The 20,782-nt window shown below is 69.3% G+C and carries 19 protein-coding genes and 1 tRNA gene; 14 read left to right on the top strand and 6 right to left on the bottom strand.

The genetic code is table 11. From position 1 onward, the window contains the following. Window positions 1-63 precede the first annotated feature (63 nt). Window positions 64-588: an ATP-binding protein gene (locus tag OG883_RS31420; protein WP_266547863.1), complete on the bottom strand. Its 525-nt coding sequence runs from the start codon at window positions 586-588 to the stop codon at window positions 64-66. A gap of 192 nt (window positions 589-780) precedes the next feature. Here OG883_RS31420 and OG883_RS31425 point away from each other — a divergent pair, with 192 nt between their 5' ends. The 9 genes from OG883_RS31425 to OG883_RS31465 all read left to right on the top strand — a co-directional run bounded on the left by OG883_RS31425 (window position 781) and on the right by OG883_RS31465 (window position 10,729). Further along, a complete protein-coding gene (locus tag OG883_RS31425) occupies window positions 781-1,563 on the top strand; it encodes a hypothetical protein (protein ID WP_266547866.1) in 783 nt (260 codons plus the stop codon). A gap of 94 nt (window positions 1,564-1,657) precedes the next feature. Beyond that, complete coding sequence (locus tag OG883_RS31430; protein ID WP_266547868.1) at window positions 1,658-2,401, top strand: YcnI family protein; 744 nt, start codon at window positions 1,658-1,660, stop codon at window positions 2,399-2,401. 83 nt (window positions 2,402-2,484) lie between these two features. Next, window positions 2,485-3,141, top strand: coding sequence for an SCO family protein (locus tag OG883_RS31435; RefSeq protein ID WP_266547871.1), 657 nt, complete (start codon window positions 2,485-2,487; stop codon window positions 3,139-3,141). Beyond that, the gene (locus OG883_RS31440; protein WP_266547874.1) at window positions 3,138-3,605 is read left to right on the top strand and encodes a copper chaperone PCu(A)C; all 468 of its coding nucleotides are present in this window, start codon (window positions 3,138-3,140) and stop codon (window positions 3,603-3,605) included. The genes OG883_RS31435 and OG883_RS31440 overlap by 4 nt, the downstream gene beginning before the upstream one ends. A 23-nt stretch (window positions 3,606-3,628) precedes the next feature. Beyond that, window positions 3,629-5,572 (top strand): copper resistance protein CopC, encoded by a 1,944-nt coding sequence (locus tag OG883_RS31445; protein WP_266547877.1) that lies wholly within the window; start codon window positions 3,629-3,631, stop codon window positions 5,570-5,572. A 118-nt stretch (window positions 5,573-5,690) separates the two neighbouring features. Then, window positions 5,691-6,905 (top strand): iron uptake transporter deferrochelatase/peroxidase subunit, encoded by a 1,215-nt coding sequence (efeB, locus tag OG883_RS31450; RefSeq protein WP_266549623.1) that lies wholly within the window; start codon window positions 5,691-5,693, stop codon window positions 6,903-6,905. Between the two features lie 43 nt (window positions 6,906-6,948). Next, window positions 6,949-7,884: a prephenate dehydratase gene (pheA, locus tag OG883_RS31455; RefSeq protein ID WP_266547880.1), complete on the top strand. Its 936-nt coding sequence runs from the start codon at window positions 6,949-6,951 to the stop codon at window positions 7,882-7,884. Between the two features lie 758 nt (window positions 7,885-8,642). Further along, a complete protein-coding gene (gene serS, locus OG883_RS31460) occupies window positions 8,643-9,920 on the top strand; it encodes a serine--tRNA ligase (protein ID WP_266547883.1) in 1,278 nt (425 codons plus the stop codon). Further along, a complete protein-coding gene (locus OG883_RS31465; protein WP_266547886.1) occupies window positions 9,917-10,729 on the top strand; it encodes an HAD family hydrolase in 813 nt (270 codons plus the stop codon). Before serS ends, OG883_RS31465 begins: the two co-directional genes overlap by 4 nt. Window positions 10,730-10,791: 62 nt before the next feature. Here OG883_RS31465 and OG883_RS31470 read toward each other — a convergent pair. The 5 genes from OG883_RS31470 to OG883_RS31490 form a co-directional block, all read right to left on the bottom strand. Further along, a tRNA-Ser gene (locus tag OG883_RS31470) sits at window positions 10,792-10,880 on the bottom strand. Between the two features lie 416 nt (window positions 10,881-11,296). Continuing rightward, window positions 11,297-12,016: an ABC transporter permease gene (locus tag OG883_RS31475; protein WP_266547888.1), complete on the bottom strand. Its 720-nt coding sequence runs from the start codon at window positions 12,014-12,016 to the stop codon at window positions 11,297-11,299. Window positions 12,017-12,033: 17 nt separating this feature from the next. Continuing rightward, window positions 12,034-12,945 (bottom strand): ABC transporter ATP-binding protein, encoded by a 912-nt coding sequence (locus OG883_RS31480; RefSeq protein ID WP_266547891.1) that lies wholly within the window; start codon window positions 12,943-12,945, stop codon window positions 12,034-12,036. Then, window positions 12,942-13,844 (bottom strand): ABC transporter permease, encoded by a 903-nt coding sequence (locus tag OG883_RS31485; RefSeq protein ID WP_266547894.1) that lies wholly within the window; start codon window positions 13,842-13,844, stop codon window positions 12,942-12,944. Before OG883_RS31485 ends, OG883_RS31480 begins: the two co-directional genes overlap by 4 nt. Continuing rightward, window positions 13,841-14,806, bottom strand: coding sequence for an ABC transporter ATP-binding protein (locus OG883_RS31490; RefSeq protein ID WP_266549625.1), 966 nt, complete (start codon window positions 14,804-14,806; stop codon window positions 13,841-13,843). Before OG883_RS31490 ends, OG883_RS31485 begins: the two co-directional genes overlap by 4 nt. Window positions 14,807-15,063: 257 nt before the next feature. On the opposite strand from OG883_RS31490, the gene OG883_RS31495 reads away from it, so the two are divergent. From OG883_RS31495 to OG883_RS31515, 5 genes are all read left to right on the top strand, one after another. After that, a complete protein-coding gene (locus tag OG883_RS31495; protein WP_266547897.1) occupies window positions 15,064-15,912 on the top strand; it encodes a M24 family metallopeptidase in 849 nt (282 codons plus the stop codon). Then, the gene (locus tag OG883_RS31500) at window positions 15,909-17,678 is read left to right on the top strand and encodes an SDR family oxidoreductase (RefSeq protein ID WP_266547899.1); all 1,770 of its coding nucleotides are present in this window, start codon (window positions 15,909-15,911) and stop codon (window positions 17,676-17,678) included. Before OG883_RS31495 ends, OG883_RS31500 begins: the two co-directional genes overlap by 4 nt. Beyond that, a complete protein-coding gene (locus OG883_RS31505) occupies window positions 17,675-18,592 on the top strand; it encodes a metal-dependent hydrolase (RefSeq protein ID WP_266547902.1) in 918 nt (305 codons plus the stop codon). Before OG883_RS31500 ends, OG883_RS31505 begins: the two co-directional genes overlap by 4 nt. A 25-nt stretch (window positions 18,593-18,617) precedes the next feature. Beyond that, window positions 18,618-19,571, top strand: a complete 954-nt coding sequence (locus OG883_RS31510) for a MerR family transcriptional regulator (RefSeq protein WP_266547905.1) — start codon at window positions 18,618-18,620, stop codon at window positions 19,569-19,571. 124 nt (window positions 19,572-19,695) lie between these two features. Next, window positions 19,696-20,319: an RNA 2'-phosphotransferase gene (locus OG883_RS31515; RefSeq protein ID WP_266547907.1), complete on the top strand. Its 624-nt coding sequence runs from the start codon at window positions 19,696-19,698 to the stop codon at window positions 20,317-20,319. The last annotated feature ends 463 nt before the right edge of the window (window positions 20,320-20,782 follow it).

Below are 20,782 nucleotides of genomic sequence, written 5' to 3' on the forward strand. Positions count from 1 at the left end.
GGCCGGCTCTGCTGTGCGCGCACCCGGGCACGAGCCCTGCGGCCTATGCGCTGCGGCTCTCGCTCATGACGCGACGAGCGGCGCGTCCTCGCGCCATTTGAGGATCTTGTCGAAGCTGACCACCGCGCCGTGCCCCGGCCGGTTGCGGAAGTGGACATGGTCGGCGAGCTGCTCGATCAGACAGAGTCCGCGGCCGCCCTCCGCGATGGCCGCGACGGCGGCGGTGGTCGGCGTCGATGTGGTCGCTGCCGTTGCCGTGGTGGCCGCCATTGCCGCTGACTGGGCCGCGGTGTGCGCGCACTGTCCGCCGCGCCGGGCCGGGAAGCCAGGACCGGAATCCGCGACCTCGATACGGCACGTCTCTCCGTCCAGATACGCCGTCACCCGGTACGCCGCCGAGGCCTCACCTGCCCCCTGGTCGCCCCCGTGCTCCACGGCGTTCGCACAAGCCTCGCTGAGCGCGACCGAGAGGTCGTACGAAACGTCCGGATCAACCCCCGCGGTCTCCATGGTCCCGAGCAGCAGACGGCGAGCCAGCGGGACGCTCGCGGCTTCGCGCCGCAAGTGGAGAGACCACCAGATGCTCATGCTCCAGCCTCCTGGCTGCGGCTCGACATACCGATACGTATTGCCGCAAGACACGGTCGGTAAGCACAGACTTACTGTGATAGCGCTCATTCGGCGGATGTGCGCGCCGCGGAGGCCGGTGTATGTCAGCAAAGGGGATCTTCCGGACCTGGCGTATGGGCGAACCCGGCGCAGTGCGATGATGACCCGGCCATGTCGTCCATCCCCATTGCACGCGCCGGAGCCGGTCTGTGGCTGCTGAGGGCCGCGGTGTTCACCGCGGTCTGTGTCGTGCTGTCCGCGACGGGACATGTGCTGGCCGCCTGCGCGGCCGTCCCCTGGTGGACCCTGGCACTCGGCTTCCTCGGGGTGTTCGCCCTGGTCGCGCCGTTCGCCGGACGGGAGCGCTCACTACCGTCCATCGCCGCCGCGCTGACCGTCGGACAGCTCGCGCTGCACGCTCTGTTCGGGCTCGGGCAGAACCGGCTGCGGCTGGCCCCGACGGCCGACGACGCGCTGATCAGGATGGCGGCGAAGCTGGTGTGCGGGGCGGGCGTCTCGTCCATCAGTCCCACCGAGGCGCACCGGATCGTGAGGACAGCGGGCATCGACCCTGCTGCGCACAGCTCCCATGCCCCGCTGGCGGAGGCCGCCGCAGCGCCCGCGCTACTGCCCACCCTCCCCATGGTGCTCGGCCATCTGCTGGCCGCGGTCGCGACCGGCTGGCTGCTGCGGCGTGGGGACCGGGCGCTGGGCCGGCTCATCCGGCTGTCGGCCGACTCGGCCCATGAGCTGGCCGAGGGTGCGCGGTTGCGTGCGCTGCGGGCCGCGCTCGCTCTCGTACGGACGCTGCTCACCGGCCTCCAGGGGGCGCCCGCGGTGGATCCGCGCGCTCCCCGGCCGTCGTCCGACCCACCACTGGCGCCCGCGGCAGAAGCACTCCAGCACTCGGTGATCAGGCGCGGGCCCCCCGGACACTTCGCTCTCGCAGCCTGACGCGGCCCACTCGACGGGAGTGGTGTCGCGGTGCCCGCGCACCCATGTGCCCGGCACACACCCACCTTTTCTGATCTGTGGAGTGTCCACTGCCATGAACGTCACCCGCATCGCGCTCGCGACCGGCGTCGCCGCCACCTCCGTCCTGCTGCTCTCCGGCACCGCCTTCGCACACGTCAGCGTGCAGCCGCAGGGCGAGGCGGCCAAGGGCGGTTACGCCACCGTCAACTTCAAGGTCCCCAACGAGCGCGACGACGCCTCGACCGTGAAGCTCGAGGTCAACCTCCCCACCGAGCACCCGCTGGCCTCCGTGATGCCGCAGCCCGTGCCCGGCTGGAAGGTCGAGGTCACCAAGTCCAAGCTGGCCAAGCCGCTCGAGGTGCACGGCAAGCAGATCACCGAGGCGGTCTCCAAGGTCACCTGGACCGCGGACAGTTCCAAGATCGGGCCCGGCCAGTTCCAGCAGTTCCCGCTCTCGCTCGGCCGGCTCCCCGAGGACGCCGACCAGATGGTGTTCAAGGCCCTGCAGACGTACGACAACAAGGAAGTCGTGCGCTGGATCGAGGAGCCGAAGGAGGGCGGCGAGGAGCCCGAGTCCCCGGCGCCGGTCCTGCAGCTGTCGGCCGCCACCGAGGACCACCACGGCGGCGGGGCAAGGGATGCGTCCGCCAAGGACGACGCCAAGAACGCCGGGCACGCCGAGGACAAGAAGTCCCAGGCGGCATCCGACGACAGCAGCGACTCCACCGCCCGCGTCCTGGGCATCGTCGGCATCCTCGTCGGCGCCGCGGGTCTCGCCTTCGGCATCGTGGCCGGCCGCCGCCGCGCCGGCGCCTGACGGCGATCCTCGTGACGCGTCACCGGACGCGGCACCTGACGCGCCATCTGACGCCTCGTACATCACATTTGGGACATTTCTCCATGCGCAAGAAGACTGTGCTCGCGGCCGCGCTCGTCGTGGCCGCCGGGCTCACCCTGCCCGCCTGCGGCACCGGCGACGACTCCCCCAAGAGTCCCGTCACCGATGTCTCCGCCGAGGCGAAGACCCGGGCCGCGACGGTGCTCGACCGCCCGTTCACCAAGCCGGACCTGGTTCTGACCGACACTCGCGGCAAGAAGTACGACCTGCGCGAGCAGACCAAGGGCAAGCCGACGCTGATCTACTTCGGCTACACACACTGCCCCGACGTCTGCCCGCTGACGATGAGCAACATCGCCATCGCCAAGAAGAAGCTCCCCAAGGCCGACCAGGACAAACTCCAGGTCGTCTTCGTCACCACCGATCCGGAGCGAGACACCCCGGCCGAGCTCGCCAAGTGGCTGCCCAGCGCGGGCGACCCGTCCTTCACCGGTCTCACCGGCGACTTCCCCACCATCCAGGCGGGCGCACGCCAGATCGGCATCGGCATCGACCCGCCGCAGAAGAAGAAGGACGGCTCGGTCGTCTCCATGCACGGCGCGCAGGTCATCGCGTTCTCCCCGAAGACCGACGGGGGCTATGTCCTGTACGACGATGACACCAGGGCCGAGGAGTTCGCCAAGGATCTGCCGAAGCTCGTCCGTGGGGAGAACCCGTGAACCGCCGCACCACCCTCGCCCGCACCACCCTCGTCGCCTTCATAGCCCTGAGCGCGGGGCCGGCGCTGGCGGGCTGCTCGTCCTCGGCCGGCGGCGAGCCCGCATTGAAGGTCAGCGGCGCGTTCATGCCGCAGCCCGTCGACGACATGGCTGCCGGGTTTCTGAGGGTCGAGAACAGCGGCGGCACCGCGGACCGGCTCACCTCGGTCACCAGCGACATCTCCGACGACGTCACGATCCACGAGACGAAGAACCAGAAGATGCAGCGGGTGAAGTCCTTCGACGTCCCCGCGGACGGCGAACTCGATCTTGAGCGCGGTGGGAACCACATCATGTTCATGAAGCTCAAGCAGAAGCCGGAGCAGGGCCAGAAGGTCGCCGTGGAGCTGCACTTCGAGAAGTCCGACCCGATCACGGTTGAGCTTCCCGTCAAGGAGTCCACGTACAACCCGAAGAAGCACTGAGCACTGAGGGGACCGACTACTCCATGACAGCCACCGCCCCGCGCCTCGGCCCATCCCCGGCACGGCTGCTGCTCGCCGCGGCCGTGCTCCTGGGCACGCTCCTCGGCGCACTTCTGGCCGGCGCAAGCCCCGCGTCGGCCCACGCCGCGCTGACCGGGAGCAACCCGAAGGACGGGGCGGTGGTCGCCACCGCCCCCAAGGACGTCACGCTCACCTTCTCCGAGCAGATCGCCATGGGCGACAACTCGATCCGGGTCCTCGAACCCAGCGGCAAACGCGCCGACAAGGCCAAGGTCCGTGACCTCGGCACCGGCGGCAAGGTCGTCTACGGCGTCGATCTGCACGCCGGCCTGCCCACCGGCACCTACACCGTGGCCTGGCAGGCCGTCTCCGCCGACAGCCACCCCGTCTCGGGCGCCTTCACCTTCTCCATCGGAGCGCCGTCCAAGACCACCGTCGCCCTGCCCGAGCAGAAGGCCGGCGGAGGCGTGGTCGGCGCCCTCTACGACATCGCGCGCTACGCCTCGTACACCGGCTTCATCCTGCTCACCGGCGGCGCGGCCTTCGTCCTCGCGTGCTGGCGGCGCGGCGCCTCCGTACGCTCCCTGCAGCGCCTGGTCGTACGGGGCTGGCTGACCCTCACCGCCGCCACCCTCGCGATGCTGCTGCTGCGCACCCCCTACACCGGCTCCGGCTCACTGGCGGACGCCTTCGATCTCGGTGGGCTGAGCGACGTCCTGGAGACCAAGACCGGGGCCGCACTCGTGTCCCGGCTGCTGCTGCTCGGGGCCGCCGCGCTGTTCGTCGCCGTCCTCTTCGGGACGTACGCGAAGCGGGAGGACGAGACCGAGAAGAATGACCTCACCTTCGGCCTCACCATCGGCGGGACCGTCGTCGCGGCGGGAATCGCCGCAACCTGGGCACTCTCGGAGCATGCTTCGACCGGCATTCAGCCCGGCCTCGCAATGCCCGTGGACGTACTGCATCTGCTGGCCGTGGCGGCCTGGCTCGGCGGTCTGGCGGCACTGCTGACCGCGCTCTACCGGGCGCCGTCGATCGAGCGGGCCGCGGTACGACGGTTCTCCGGGCTCGCGTTCGGCAGCGTCGTGGTCCTCACCGCGACCGGGCTCTACCAGTCCTGGCGGCAGGTCGGCTCCTGGTCGGCGCTGACCGGGACGTCGTACGGGCAACTGCTGCTGCTCAAGGTGGGCCTGGTCGCCGTCATGGTCGCCGTCGCGTGGATCTCGCGGCGGTGGACCTCACAGCTGGGGGAAGTGACGGCGGACGAGACCGAGCGGGAACCGGTCACCGTCCCCGAGACGACGGCAGAAGCGACAGAAGAAACAGAGGCGGCCAAGGCGGCGGGGCCGTCGGAGGCAGCGGCCCCAGGGCGGGCCGCTCAACTCGCGCGCCAGAAGGCCGCGGTAGCGACCGCCCGGAAGAACAAGGACCGGGAAGCCGACCCCGAGCGTTCCGGACTGCGCCGCTCCGTGCTGGCCGAGGCGGGGGTCGCGGTGGTCCTGCTCGCCGTGACGACCGTACTGACGGCCACCGAACCGGGCCGTACCGAAGAAGAGGCGGCCAAGGCGGGCGACGGCAGCCAGGCGGCCGCCTCCGTGCCCGAGGGGCCCACCAAGATCAAGCTGCCCTTCGACACCGGCGGCCAGAACGGCAAGGGCACCGTACGCCTCAGTCTCGACCCGGCCCGCTCCGGCGCCAACGAGATGGACATCCGGCTCGACAGCCCGGACGGAAAGCCGCTGGACGCCGCGGAGGTGAAGGTCGCCTTCACCCTCAAGGCCAAGGAGATCGGCCCGCTGCCGATCGTTCCCGACCGCCTCGCCAAGGGACACTGGAGCGCGCCCGTGGTCCAGATCCCGATGCCCGGCGACTGGGAGGTCAAGGTGACCGTACGGACCTCCGACATCGACCAGACGACCATCGACAAGAACGTGAAGATCGGCTGACGTACCCGTGAGTGACCGTGCGAGTGATCCCGTGAATGCCGCGGTGAGTGACCCTGCGAATGCCCCTGGGGATGCCTGTGGCCGTGTCCCCGGCAATGTCCCCGGGAGTGAAACGGACATCTCCCGGCGACGGCTGCTCGGTACCGTGGGCGCGGCCGGTCTTGTGCTGGGTGCCGCGGGCGGAGCCGGTGCGTACGCCGCAGCTGCCGACGATGCCCCGACCGCGCTGGCCACGGTCGGCGCGACCGGTATCGCCTTCCACGGCAAGCACCAGGCAGGCATCACCACACCGCTGCAGGCCCGCGGCCATCTGATCGCCTTCGATCTGGCGCCGGGAGCGGGCCGCAGGGAAGCCGCCGCGCTCATGCGCCGCTGGTCCGCGCTGGCGGGCGAGCTGATGGCGGGCAGGCCGGCGGGCGACGGCGACGCCGACACGGGCGTCGCGCTGGACGCCGGACCCTCCTCGCTGACCGTCACCTTCGGCTTCGGCCGCTCCTTCTTCGAACGTACGGCCCTGGTGGCGCAGCGCCCTCCGGAGCTGGACCCGCTGCCGCCCTTCTCCTCCGACCAGCTGGATGCCAGGCGCAGCAACGGTGATCTATGGGTGCAGATCGGCGCGGACGACGCGCTGGTCGCCTTTCACGCGCTGCGAGCGGTCCAGAAGGCAGCGGGCGACGCGGCCCGGGTGCGCTGGCAGATGAACGGCTTCAACCGTTCGCCGGGCGTCACCGGAAAACCGATGACCGCGCGCAATCTGATGGGCCAGGTCGACGGCACCCGCAATCCGAAGCCGTCCGAGCCCGACTTCGACCGGCGGATCTTCGTGCCGTCCGGGACGGAGTACGCGTGGCTGGAGGGGGGCTCGTACGCCGTCGTACGCCGCATCCGGATGCTCCTCGACGACTGGGAGCAGCTCCCGCTGAAGAAGCAGGAGCTGGTCATCGGCCGGCGCAAGTCCGACGGGGCGCCGCTGACCGGCGGCAGCGAGACGACCGAGCTCGCGCTCGACAAGACCGGCCCCGACGGGATGCTGGTCATCCCGGACAACGCCCACGCCCGGATCTCGGCGCCGGAGCAGAACGGCGGCGCGGCAATGCTGCGGCGGCCGTTCTCCTTCCACGACGGCATAGGTGCGGACGGGACACCGGACGCGGGACTGCTCTTCGTCTGCTGGCAGGCCGATCCGCTGCGTGGCTTTGTGCCCGTGCAGCGCAAGCTCGACCGGGGGGACGCGTTGTCGCCGTTCATCCGGCACGAGGCGAGCGGACTCTTCGCGGTGCCGGGCGGGCCCGGGGACGGCGAGTACATGGGTCAGCGGCTGCTGGAGTCGTAAGGATCCCGGGACCATTGGATCGCGGGCCCATTAGGGTGACGGTATGTCGGCCACGCGCTACACGTATCTCGGTCCTGAGGGCACCTTCACCGAAGCCGCCCTGCGCACGCTTCCGGAAGCCGCCACCCGGGAGCTCGTCCCGATGGTGTCCGTGCCCGCGGCGCTCGATGCCGTACGCAACGGGGACGCCGCTGCCGCCCTCGTACCGATCGAGAACTCCGTGGAGGGCGGCGTCACCGCGACCCTCGACGAGCTGGCGTCCGGCGAACCGCTGATGATCTACCGCGAGGTGCTGCTGCCGATCGCCTTCGCACTGCTGGTGCGGCCGGGCACCAAGCTCTCCGAGGTGAAGACGGTGACCGGGCATCCGGTCGCCCAGCCGCAGGTACGCAACTGGCTGCGCAACAACCTGCCGGACGCGCTCTGGGAGTCGGCCGCGTCGAACGCGGACGGGGCGCGGCTGGTGCAGGAGGGGCGGTTCGACGCGGCCTTCGCGGGCGAGTTCGCGGCCGCCACCTACGGGCTGGAACCGCTGGTCACCGAGATCCATGACGCGGAGAACGCGGAGACGCGCTTCGTGCTGGTGGGCCGGCATGCCAGGCCTGCGGCACCGACCGGCGCGGACAAGACGTCCGTGGTCATCTGGCTGGGCGACGACCACCCCGGTGCGCTGCTCGAGCTGCTCCAGGAATTCGCGGTGCGCGGGGTCAACCTGATGCTGATCCAGTCCCGGCCGACCGGTGCGGGGATCGGGAACTACTGCTTCGCGGTGGACGCCGAGGGCCATATCTCGGACCGGCGTGTGGGCGAGGCGCTGATGGGGCTGAAGCGGATCTGCCCGAAGGTGCGCTTCCTCGGTTCGTATCCGCGGGCCGGGGTGGCTGTGGAGGACGTACGGGTGCTGCGCGCGGGGACGTCGGACGCGGAGTTCACTGCGGCGTCGGACTGGCTGGCGCGCTGCCAGGACGGCCGGGCCTGAGCGGCCGGTTCCCGGGCCCTGACCTCAGAGGTTCATGGCCTCAGGGGCTCTGACCTCAGGGGTCCGGGCCTGAGCGGTTTCCGGGGGCCATGGCCTCAAGATCCCGGCCCGAGTCGTCTCCGGGGCCCTGCCCTCAGGGATCCCGGCCTGAGCGGTCCCCGGGTCGGCGCCGGTCGGTCCTCGGTCGGCTTTGAGCCCTCTCCCGAGAAGGTCCTACCTGCAGATTTTCATTGTCCACAGAACTTATCCACAGGCGCCCAGGCCGACCTGGGGACAAGTCGACAACGTAATCCGACATGGTCGACAAATCTGCTCACTCGCCCTACTTCCTTCCACAGGACGGCAGGCCGCCCCGTGTCACCTCAATTCCATTGATCAACTCTTTAGAGCGAGGAATTCCCACCCGAATGAGTGTGTGGGGTGGGTTTGGGGCGGGAATCCTTCGGCCCGCACACGACTTTCGGAACGATCACTTCCGTAGTCCACAGATCTTCCACACAGCCTGTGGATAACTTTCCATCAACCCGCATCCCTGTGGACAAGAGAGGCTCAGACCCCGGCCCCCGCAAGGGCGGCGGGCGGAAGCGGGTCAATACAGACCGCGGCCGAGTGCTCCATTTCGGCGATTGGCGTTGCGTTTATTGACGCTCACTCCGCTGATTTACCGGCACGTTTCTTAATTCCGGCAATTCGGGCAAATCGACACGCAAGGCTATATCGGGTGGGTTGACACGAGTGGGCACCGGTAGCCTGGTGGGGTGATTGACCTTCGCCTGCTCCGTGAGGACCCCGACCGTGTTCGCGCCTCCCAGCGCGCCCGTGGAGAGGACGTCGCCCTCGTCGACGCCCTGCTCTTGGCCGATGAGCGGCGCAGGTCGTCCGGCCTCCGCTTCGACGAGCTGCGTTCCGAGCAGAAGTCGCTCGGCAAACTCATTCCCAAGGCGTCTCCCGAAGAGCGCGCCGAGCTGCTGAAGAAGGCCGAGCAGCTGAAGACAGACGTCAAGGCGGCCGACGCCGCCCAGGACGAGGCCGACGAGGAGACCAAGCGTCTGCTGCTCCAGCTCGGGAACATCGTCCACGAAGACGTCCCGGTCGGCGGCGAGGAGGACTTCGTCGTCCTGGAGACGCACGGCACGATCCGCGACTTCGGAGCCGAAGGCTTCGCGCCCAAGGACCACCTGGAGCTCGGCGAGGCGCTCGGCGCCATCGACGTCGAGCGCGGCGCCAAGGTGTCGGGCTCGCGCTTCTACTACCTGACGGGCGTCGGCGCGCTGCTCGAGCTGGCACTGGTCAACGCGGCCATCGCGCAGGCCACCGAGGCCGGCTTCATCCCGATGCTCACGCCCGCGCTGGTCCGCCCGCGCGCCATGGAGGGCACCGGCTTCCTCGGCCAGGCCTCCGAGAACGTGTACCACCTGGAGAAGGACGACTACTACCTGGTCGGCACCTCCGAGGTCCCGCTCGCCGCGTACCACATGGACGAGATCATCGATGCCGACAAGCTGCCGCTGCGGTACGCCGGCTTCTCGCCGTGCTTCCGCCGCGAGGCGGGGACGTACGGCAAGGACACCCGGGGCATCTTCCGGGTCCACCAGTTCGACAAGGTCGAGATGTTCTCGTACGTCGCGCCCGAGGACGCCGAGGACGAGCACAAGCGTCTCCTGGACTGGGAGAAGCAGTGGCTGACCGGCCTCGAGCTGCCCTTCCAGGTGATCGATGTGGCCACCGGCGACCTGGGTGCCTCGGCGTCGCGCAAGTACGACTGCGAGGCGTGGATCCCGACCCAGGGCAAGTACCGCGAGCTGACCTCCGCCTCGAACTGCAACAGCTTCCAGGCGCGCCGCCTCTCCGTCCGGATGCGCGACGGCAAGAAGGTGCAGCCGCTGTCGACGCTGAACGGCACGCTCTGCGCCGTACCGCGCACGATCGTGGCGATCCTGGAGAACCACCAGCTGGCGGACGGTTCGGTGCGGGTGCCCGAGATGCTGCGTCCGTACCTGGGAGGACGAGAGATCCTGGAGCCGATCGCCAAGTGAGCCCGGCACCGTTCCCGTACAAGCTCGTCGCGACCGACCTCGACGGCACGCTGCTGCGTGGCGACGACACCGTCTCGGAGCGCACCCGTGACGCGCTCGCCGCGGCCACCGCGGCGGGTGCGGCGCACATCATCGTCACCGGACGGGCCGTGCCGTGGACCCGGCACATCCTGGACGACCTGGGGTACGACGGCCTCGCCGTCTGCGGCCAGGGCGCGCAGGTCTACCACGCCGGTGAGCACCGGCTGCTGACCTCCGTGACGCTGGACCGGCAGTTGGCCGGGCTCGCGCTCTCCAAGATCGAGGCGGAGATCGGCCCGCTGGCGCTGGCCGCGAGCCGCGACGGACTCGACGGCGAGGTACTGGTCAGCGCCGGCTACCGGGTGCAGGAGGGCCCGCTGCCGGTGGTGGTGTTCGAGGACCCGTCCGAGCTGTGGTCCGCCCCGCTGAACAAGGTCTACATCCAGCATCCGGGGCTCGACGACGACGAGCTGGCCAAGGTGGCCAGGGCGACGGTCGGCAGCCTGGTGGACGTCGTGATGGCAGGTGCGGGCGTGGTGGAGATCCTGCCGCTGGGTCTGAGCAAGGCGACGGGGCTCTCGCTGGCGGCGCGGCGGCTGGGGCTGCGGGCCTCCGACACGATCGCCTTCGGTGACATGCCGAACGACATCCCGATGTTCGGCTGGGCGGCGCACGGTGTGGCGATGGCCAATGCGCACGACGAACTGAAGGCTGTGGCGCACGAGATCACGGCGTCGAACGAACACGACGGCATCGCGGTGGTGCTGGAGCAGTTGCTGAACGGCTGACCCCGTGGTGGGCAGCCGTTCCGCGGGGCGGAACCGACGGGCGCAAGCCCCATCCGGTCCGGCGGAGGATGCGCGGATCGAACGCGCGCGGGGTTCTACGGCCCCGACGACGACTTAGCAGGTCGCTGCCTTACCACTCGGCCAATCCTCCGGGAGGGGGCGGCCCGCGCAGATGCGCGCTCGAAGCGGCCGCCCCCCCGGGCAACTGCCTGTGGGCGGCTCTGCGGAGTGGTCCGTGGCTACTCCGCTGCCTGCCCGGCGCTGCCCTGCTGGGAGCTCGACGGACTCGTACTCGTACTCTCGGTCATCGCCGCGCTCCTCTCCCGGTCGGTGGCACCGGCAACTCGCACTGGCGTGCTCCGGCTCAACCACTGTCCCTCGTACGGCGGTTGCGTGCCACTGGTTTTCGGCTGCACGACATGTCCTGACATCGAGCGGTGGGTGATCCCGACGGGTGATCCCACCGAGGACCGCCGGACCCGCGGGCTCGCGGGCTCGCGGCCAAAGGGTCGGCCCCCGCCCACCGGGCAGGGGCCGACCGGCACCGCAGCGCAGAGATCCTCCGCCTCACTCCTCGCCGGCGAGCTTCAGCACCCTCAGCTTCTGGCCCGCGTACCAGGTCGCCACCACCGTGACGCCCGCCAGCAGCGCCACCGCCAGCGGCAGACCCACGTCCGAACCGATGAGGCCCTCTCCGGCGATCCGCTCGGCGAGCGACAGCGACCACTGCTGGACGCTCAGCGTGCGCGCCCCCGGCACCAGGCTGCCGAACAGCGTCTCCCACACCAGGGCGTAGACGAGTCCGATCACCACCGCATGCCTGCTGACCGTCCCGAGCAGCAGGAACAGCGCGCTGTACGCGATCGAGGCGACCAGCGCCGCCACCGTGTACGCGATCGCGACCTGCTGCCCGTTGCCGTTGAGAATGAATCCGGCGATGAACGTGGGCACCGCCGAGAAGGCCATCGTCACGGCGATCGCGACGATCAGTTTGGTGAAGATGATGGTCGGCCGCTTCACCGGCTTGGCCAGCAGATAGACGATCGAACCGTCGTCGATCTCGGGACCGATCGAACCGGTGCCCGCGATCACGCCGATCAGCGGCACCATCGTGGCGATGGCGAACCCGCCCAGGACATCGGCGGCGACCTGGTCGTCCACGCCGTTGAAGGCCCGTACCGCCACCGCGATGAGCAGCAGCAGACCGGGCAGTACGAACAGGATCGCGGCCCGGCGCCTGCCGAGCACGGCCCGATAGGTGAGCCGGGCGACTGTGGGGTTGTACATGGACGTCACAGCTCCTTTCAGGCCGCTACGAGGTAGGAGAAGACCGACTCGAGGGACTCGTCCGAGGGCGAGACCGTGAGCAGCCGGATGGAGTGCTCACGGGCGACCCGCGGCAGCAGCTCGGTGAACCGGCCGAAGTCGACCGCCTGGATGCGCAGCGCGCCCTCGGCCAGGTCGACCTCGATGCCGGCCGTCGACGGGTCGGCGATCAGGGCAGCGGCGAGCGCCCGGTCGTCGCTGGACCGTACGAGATAGCGGTGCGGCCGGTCCGTCATCAGCCGGCGGATCTTTCGGAAGTCGCCGGAGGCGGCATGCCGCCCGGCCACGATCACCTCGATGTGGGAGGCGAGCTGTTCGACCTCCTCCAGGATGTGGGAGGAGAACAGCACGGTGCGGCCCTCCGCGCCCATCCGCCGCAACAGATCCATCAGTTGCATGCGCTGGCGCGGGTCCATGCCGTTGAAGGGCTCGTCGAGCAGCAGCACGGACGGCTCGTGGACGAGGGCCGAGGCCATCTTCACGCGCTGCCTCATGCCCTTGCTGTACGTCGCGATCTTGCGGTCCTGCGCGTACTCCATCTCCACGGTGGCCAGGGCGCGCTGGGCCTCCTCTTTACCGAGGTCGTGCAGTTCGGCGTTGGCCACGACGAATTCGCGGCCGGTGAGGAAGTCGTACATCGCTTCCCGCTCCGGTACGACGCCGATCTGCCGGTAGACCGACTCGTTGCGCCAGATCTGCTGCCCGTCGAGGGTCACAGTGCCGGTGGAGGGGGCGAGGAAGCCGCCCATCATGTTGATCAGGGTGGACTTGCCCGCGCCGTTCGGGCCGAGCAGCCCGGTGACGCCCGGGCCGATCGTCATGGTCACGTCGTTGACGGCCACGACGTTTCCGAACCACCGTGAGGCGTGCTCGATGTTGATGATGGTCACAGCCCGACCTTTCGGTAGCGGCGCATCAGGACGGCGTACGAGCCGGCGACGAGCGCGAGGACGACGAGCAGATAGACCACGCCGGCGCCGGCGCCCGGGCCCTGCGAGCCGGGGAAGGCCGAGGTCGCGCCGAGGAAGGCGGTCTGGACGCCGTCGATGAGCGTGACCGGCGAGAACAGGCCGAACCACTGGATGACACCGGTGGAGCCCGTCTCGTACGCGATGGCCTGAACCGTGGAGACCGCGCCGTAGGTGATGGTCAGCGTGGCGATCACGGCGGCGACGCCGAAGCCGCGGCGCGGCGTGAGCGCGGCCATGACCAGGCCGAGGCCGCCGAAGAGGACGGAAAGGAGCGCCACGGAGACCATGCCCTGTGCGAAGCCCTTCGTCTGGTCGGCGAAGTCGAACTTGGCGAGCAGCGCGCCCAGATACAGAATCACCAGCGGCGTCGCGGTGAGGACGAAGAGGGCCGAAGCCATCGCCGCGTACTTGGCGAGGACGTAGTCGACGCGTTCGATCGGCCGCGAGAAGTACAGCGGCACGCTCTTGAAGCGCAGATCGCGGGAGACGGACTGCGGTGCCTGCGCCGCCAGGAAGAGACCGATGAGGGCCTGCATGACGATCGCGTACCGCGTGTACTCGAGCGGAAGGTCCGTCATGTTGGGGACGGCGATGGCCACCGCGACAATGATCGCCGCGACGAGGCAGGTGATCGCGAAGAGGATCATCGGCAGCACCTTGGACTTGGCCGAACGGCCCAGTCCGAACGCGCCGCGCAGCGACTGCGAGTAGAGCGAACGGCGCGCGTACGCACGGCCGAGCCGCAGCCCGTCGTAGTTGCGGTAACCGATGTTGTGGATCCGGGTGGTGTCGGTCCCGGTTGTGGTCTCGGTGCTCATCGAGCCTGCACCTCCATGGCCTGGGCCGCTGCCTCGGGGCGGAAGACCTCCGCGATGTGGTGTCGGCGCTGTTCCATCCGTACGAGTCCGAGGCCGAGTCCGGCGACGGTGTCACGCACGACGTCGTACGTCTCCTCGCCCGTCGCCTCGATGAGCAGGATGTGGCCCGCGCCGGGCAGACCGTCCTCCACGCGCGCGTGGAGCGTGATTCCGGCGGCGGCGAGCGCCTTACGGAGCACCGCGGTGCCGTCGGGATGCGTGTCCGTGTCGGTGACCTCGACCGCGAGGGTCGCGGTGGTCTGGGTGAAGTCGCTGGTGGAGCTGGAGCGCAGCAGCGCGCCGCCGTCGATGACGACGACATGGTCACAGGTGCGCTCGAGCTCGCCGAGGAGATGCGAGGTGACCAGGACCGAGATGCCGAAGTCGGTGTGGACGCGGCGGATCAGGCCGAGCATCTCGTCGCGTCCGACCGGGTCGAGACCGTTGGTCGGCTCGTCCAGGAGGACCAGCTTCGGGTCGTGAACCAGCGCCTGCGCAAGCTTGACGCGCTGCTTCATACCGGTCGAGTAGCCGCCGATGGGGCGGTACCGCTCCTCGTACAGGCCGACATGGCGCAGGGTGTCCGCGGTGCGCTCGCGGGCGGCCGTCGGCGGGAGCCCGGACATGCGCGCCATATGGACGACGAACTCGGTCGCCGAGACATCGGGCGGCAGGCAGTCGTGCTCGGGCATGTATCCCACCTGTTCACGGATGGCGCCGCCGCTCGTGGCGACGTCGAGCCCGAGCACCGCGGCCCGGCCTTCCGTGGCGGGGGACAGACCCAGCAGGATCTTGATCAACGTGGACTTGCCGGCTCCATTGGCGCCCACCAGGCCGGTCACACCGGGTCCGATGTCCAAGGAGAGCCGGTCAAGAGCGGTCACCCTCGGGAACCGCTTGCTCAGGCTTTCGGTCGCGATCACAGTCACAACTCGAAGGTAGTGGCGCAGACCACACCCGGCGTCAGCCCTGGCGGCTGGATCCGTGTCCGACTCGAGAGGTACGGACCCGTAGGGGGCTACGACGAAAGAGAACAACCGTCGAACCCCCGAACCGCCGAGAGCTTCGCTGCGTGGGTTTTCCACAGGGTCATGCACGCCCCTTGACGCAGCCGCCGAGCATTGTCACATTCATCAGTGTCAAGTTACGAGCACGTACCGCAATGGGACGGACAGGTGGCATGACCTCAGCAGTGGCAAGCGAACTGAACGCGGAACTGCGGGGGTTCAGGGAAGTACAGCGCCTCGCCTACGACTGCGCGGAGGCGGTCGCGGCGCAGCTGAAGCCCGGTGTGACCGAGCGCGCGGCGGCGCGGATGCAGCGCGAGTGGCTGCGCGAGCGGGGCGTGCGCGACTGGTTCCACCTGCCCTTCGCCTGGTTCGGGGACCGTACGGCCTTCGTCAACTTCCGGATACCGCTCCAGTTCTTCCCGACCAACCGCGTGCTCGAGGCGGGGATGCCCTTCATCCTCGACATGGCCCCGGTCTACAAGGGCTTCACCGCGGACATCGGCTACTCCGGCTGTCTCGGCCCGAGCGCGATACACAACAGACTGCTCGCCGATCTCGAGGCGCACCGCGAGCTGATCCTGCGGGAGGTGCGGGAGCGGCGTTCGCTGCGCGAGATCTACGAGAACGTGGACCGGCTGATGGTCCGGCAGGGGTACGCCAACCGCCACCGCGCCTATCCCTTCGGTGTCATCGCCCACAAGATCGACCGCGTCAGGGAGCGTCGTTTCTCGCCGCGCCTCTTCGGGTTCGGCACCCAGTCGCTGAAGGGGCTCGTGAGCGACGCGGTGCACGGCCACCGCGACGGCTGGTCCCCGCTGTGGAGCCCGTACACATTCTCCGACCACCCGCCCCAGCCGGGGCTGTGGGCGGTCGAACCGCACCTCGGGTTCCGGGGTACGGGCGCGAAGTTCGAGGAGATCCTGGTCGTCACCGACTCCAAGGACCCCGAGCAGAGCGCGTTCTGGCTGGACGACGATCTGCCGCATGTGCGGCGCTGGGCTGAGGAGAGGTCGGCGTGAGTCTCAAAGGGGCGCGTGAGCGCTGGGTCCGTACGGGCGGCATCGAGCTGTGCGTCGCCGAGCTGGGCGATGCGACGCAGCCGACGGTACTGCTCGTGCACGGTTATCCGGACAGCAAGGAGGTGTGGTCGGAGGTCGCCGAACGGCTGGCGACACGCTTCCACGTGGTGCTGTACGACGTGCGGGGACACGGCCGGTCGACGGCCCCGGCCCCGCTGCGCGGCGGCTTCACCCTGGAAAAGCTGACGGACGACTTCCTGGCGGTCGCGGACGCGGTGAGTCCGGACAAGCCGGTGCATCTGGTCGGACACGACTGGGGGTCCGTGCAGTCCTGGGAGTTCGTGACCGTCAAGCGGACCGAGCGTCGAATCGCCTCCTTCACCTCGATGTCCGGTCCCTCCCTGGATCACTTCGGGCACTGGATCAAGAAGCGGATGAGCCGGCCGACGCCTCGCAGCGTCGGCCAGCTGCTCGGCCAGGGCGCCAAGTCCTGGTACGTGTACATGCTGCATACGCCGGTTCTGCCGGAGCTCGCCTGGCGCGGACCGCTGGGCAAGCAGTGGCCCAAGATCCTTCAGCGGGTGGAGAAGGTGCCCGCCGGCGACTATCCGACGCCCTCGCTGCCTCAGGACGCGGCGCACGGCGCCTGGCTCTACCGCGACAACGTCCGCGCCAGGCTGCGCCGCCCGCGTCCCGACGCGTACGCACACGCGCCGGTCCAGCTGATCACGCCGACCGGCGACATCTTTCTCTCCGAGCGACTCTACGACGAAGTGGACGAGTGGGCACCGCAGTTGACCCGGCGCTCGCTGCCTGCGAAGCACTGGGTACCGCGCACCAGGCCCGACCAGCTGGCGGCCTGGATCGGGGAGTTCGTCATGGCGAACGAGGACAGTGCCACCGGGGTGGCGGCGCGGGAGACCGTGGTCCGTGGCCCGTACGCCGAGCGGTTCGGCGGGCAGCTCGTCCTGGTGACGGGCGCGGCCAGCGGCATCGGGCGCGCCACCGCCTTCGCGTTCGCCGAGGCGGGAGCACGGATCGTGGCCGTGGACCGGGACGCTGAGGGGGCGGCCAGGACCGCGGATATGTCCCGGCTGATCGGCTCGCCCGAAGCCTGGGGCGAGACGGTAGACGTCAGCGACGAGCAGGCGATGGAGAAGCTCGCCGAGAAGGTCGCCACCGCCTACGGCGTCGTGGACGTCCTGGTCAACAATGCCGGTATCGGACTGTCGGGCCCCCTCCTCCAGACCAGCACCGAGGACTGGGAGGCGGTCCTCGACGTCAATCTGTGGGGCGTCATCCACGGCTGTCGGCTCTTCGGCAGGCAGATGGCCGAGCGCGGACAGGGCGGCCATATCGTCAACACCGCTTCTGCCGCCGCCTATCAGCCCTCCAGGGCCCTGCCCGCGTACAGCACATCCAAGGCCGCGGTGCTGATGCTCAGCGAGTGTCTGCGGGCTGAGCTGGCCGGACAGGGCATCGGGGTCTCGGCGATCTGTCCCGGCATCGTCAACACCAACATCACAGCCACCGCGCGCTTCGCCGGGGTCGACGAGGCCGAGGAGAAGCGGCGCCAGAAGAAGTCCGCCCGGCTGTACGGGCTGCGCAACTACCCGCCGGAGAAGGTCGCGGACGCGATCCTGCGCGCCGTCGTGAAGAACCAGGCGGTCGTGCCGGTGACGCCGGAGGCCCGTGTCACCCACTTCATGTCCCGCTTCAGTCCCAGGACGCTGCGCGCGATCGCCCGATTGGAGCCGCCGCTGTGAGCACCGAGGAGCACATCAACCACCACCCCATCGCGCCGCGCCGGGTCTCGTTCGACTGGGACGGGACTCCGCTGCACTGGATACCGGACGAGCCCACCGCCACCCATGTCATCAATGTGCTGCATCTGCTGCTGCCGGCCGGTGAGCGCTGGTTCGTCAAGGTGTTCAAGGAAGCCCTGCCGCTGGTCGACAACCCGGTGCTGCTGAAGGACGTCAAGGGCTTCATGGGGCAGGAGGCCACCCACAGTGTGCAGCACGCGTATGTGCTGGACCACCTGGCCGCGCAGCAGCTCGACACCGAGGCCTTCACCCGGTACGTCGACTTCCTCTTCGAGAAGCTCCTCGGCGAGAAGCCGCCGTTCGGAGCGCCGGTACCGCCCCAGGAGTGGCTTCGCTTCCGCCTGTCGATCATCGCCGCCATCGAGCAGTTCACGGCGGTCCTGGGGAACTGGGTGCTGCACGCCGAGGGTCTGGACAGGGCGGGCGCCGACAAGATCATGCTCGATCTGCTGCGCTGGCACGGAGCGGAGGAGGTCGAGCACCGGGCAGTGGCTTTCGACATGTACCAGCACTGCTCGGGCGAGGGACTGCCGCGCTATGCCCGCCGCCTCGAGGGCATGGCCGTCACCGCGCCCGTGCTGCTCTGGCTGTGGGTGTGGGGCACCGCGTATCTGATCCGGCACGACCCCCAGCTCGCCGGCCGGCTGCGCTACTCCCTGCGCGAGCACAACCGCTCGGTCGCCAAGGGGCTGCTGCCCAGTTGGCGGGAGCTCGGCGCTGCCATACCCCGCTACTTCCGGCAGTCGTACCATCCCTCGCAGGAGGGCTCGCTGCGCAAGGCGGTCGACTATCTCGCGACCTCACCCGCGGCCCGTGCCGCGGCCGGGGCGGTGGGTCGCGCCGCCTTGTCGTAGGCGGCCTGTCATCGAGGGAGCGGGCTTGTCCGAGCAGTCAGTCGCCCAGTCAGTCGCCGAGTACCGGATCGAGGACCTGGCACACCACAGCGGCGCCACAGTCCGTACGATCCGCGCCTACCAGGACCGCGGACTGCTCCCGACGCCGGAGCGGCGCGGGCGGGCCAATGTGTACGGGGCCGCCCATCTCGCCCGGCTGCGGCAGATCGCCGACCTGCTCGACCGCGGGTACACCCTGGCGTCGATCAAGGAGCTGCTGGAGGCCTGGGACGCCGGGCGCGGACTCGGCGGGGTACTCGGCCTGGTCGCCGAGGTGCAGGGCCCGTGGACGGACGAGGAGGCGGCCCGGATTTCGCGCGCGGAGCTGGACGGGAAGTTCGGGGGACAGCCGGACGAGGAGGCCGTCGCCGAGGCAGTGGAGCTCGGCGTGCTGGAGCGCATCCCGGGCCGGGACGACGAATTCCTGGTGCCCAGTCCCCAGGAGCTGGCGGTGGCAGCGGAGTTGTACGCGGCCGGGGTACCGCTCCCTGCAATCTCGGGTCATCTTCGGGAACTTCGCGGGCAGGTGGAGCACATTGCCTCTCGTTTCCTGGAGTTCACCACCGAGCATGTGTTCGCGCGCTATCTGGGGCACCGCCCGCCGAACGATGCCGATGCGGCCGAGGCGGCGACCTTGGTCCGTCGTCTGCGCCCGCTTGCCCAGCAGACCGTGGACGCCGAACTGGCGCGAGCGATGCGGACGTTCGCCACCCGTCACCTTCAGCAGCACCTCAGCCCCGAAGGAACTCCTCCGCCGGAGGCCGAGCCCAGGTCGGTGACGCTTCCCCCGCAGACAATCCGCGCGGTCCAAGCGCTGGTTGGCCAGGAGAACGTAGCCGCCTTTGTCGCGGCGGCGACTGAACGGGAAGTACAGTCCAGGACATTGGACGCACTTGCCTCAAACCATATGGATTATCACCGATTTGACCAAAAGCCCTAAGTTGCCGTCCAGTTGTCCACAGATTCGCCAATTCCCCTGTGGATAACACTAGTTGGCTGTGGATCAAACCTGCAGACGGATTTTTCGGTGGCGCCGTCTTCACCGGGACGGGCACGCTGATGGAATGAACGCGAGACCCGAGAAATCCACCGGCCCCGCCGGACTCCCTGCACCAGATGAGCGACGCACCGTGAAGGTGTCGAAGTACCTCTCGAAGCATCTGCGGCATCAGCCGGAACGGATCGGCCTCACCCTCGACGAGAACGGCTGGGTGCCGGTCGACGAGCTGATGCGGGCGGCGGCCGAGCACGGCTTCCGGTTCACCCGCGCCGAGCTCGACCATGTTGTCGCCGTCAACGACAAGCAGCGCTTCACGGTCGACGGCGCGCGCATCCGTGCCAATCAGGGCCATTCTGTCGAGGTCGACCTGGACCTGCCCCCGGCCGAGCCGCCCGCGTACCTCTACCACGGCACCGTCGCCCGCAACCTGGACGCGATCCGCGCCGAGGGCCTGCGTGCGATGAACCGCCACCATGTCCATCTCTCGGCCGACCGCGAGACCGCGACCCGCGTGGGTGCTCGCCGCGGCCGCCCGGTCGTCCTCTCCGTGCACACCGGCGCGATGCACCAGGCGGGCCACGTTTTCCATGTCAGCGCCAACGGCGTCTGGCTCACCGATGCCGTACCACCGGAGTTCCTCCGCTTCCCCGGCTCTTCGTCAGCGCGGTCTTCGTCAGCGCGGCCATGAGGTCGTCTTCCCGAGGCGCCGTCGGACGACGGCACGCAGCCGACCCGCTGCGGTGGCCGGCGTCGGTGCCGCCCTGGCAGCCCAAGACTGCGGAGCCTGCGCTGTTTGAAGTACGGGGCGGAGCCGGGATCGAGCCCGCCCTGTGGTGTGTGTCGCGAGGCAGTTCCTGGTCTCCTCGCGCAGATAGGCACAATCCTCGGGCCGCCTACGGTGCCCCGCAGCTCTGGCCGGCGGCATCAGCCGTTCCTCGACCATGGTGGGGGACAGATCCAGCGGCTTCCCGACGCGTGTGCCGGCTCCGGCGCCACCTGGTCCACGCGCTCTCCCCGCCCCACCCAGGGAACGCGACCGGACAGTTTCACGTGAAACGACGCCAGGTCGTCCCAGCAGCGGGACTCTGACGCGCCCGCACACCGATGATCTTCCCTGCCGCCGCACTTCTATGGGGACTGTTCACCACGCG

The organism is Streptomyces sp. NBC_01142, from assembly GCF_026341125.1.
In the GTDB taxonomy this organism is placed as follows: domain Bacteria; phylum Actinomycetota; class Actinomycetes; order Streptomycetales; family Streptomycetaceae; genus Streptomyces.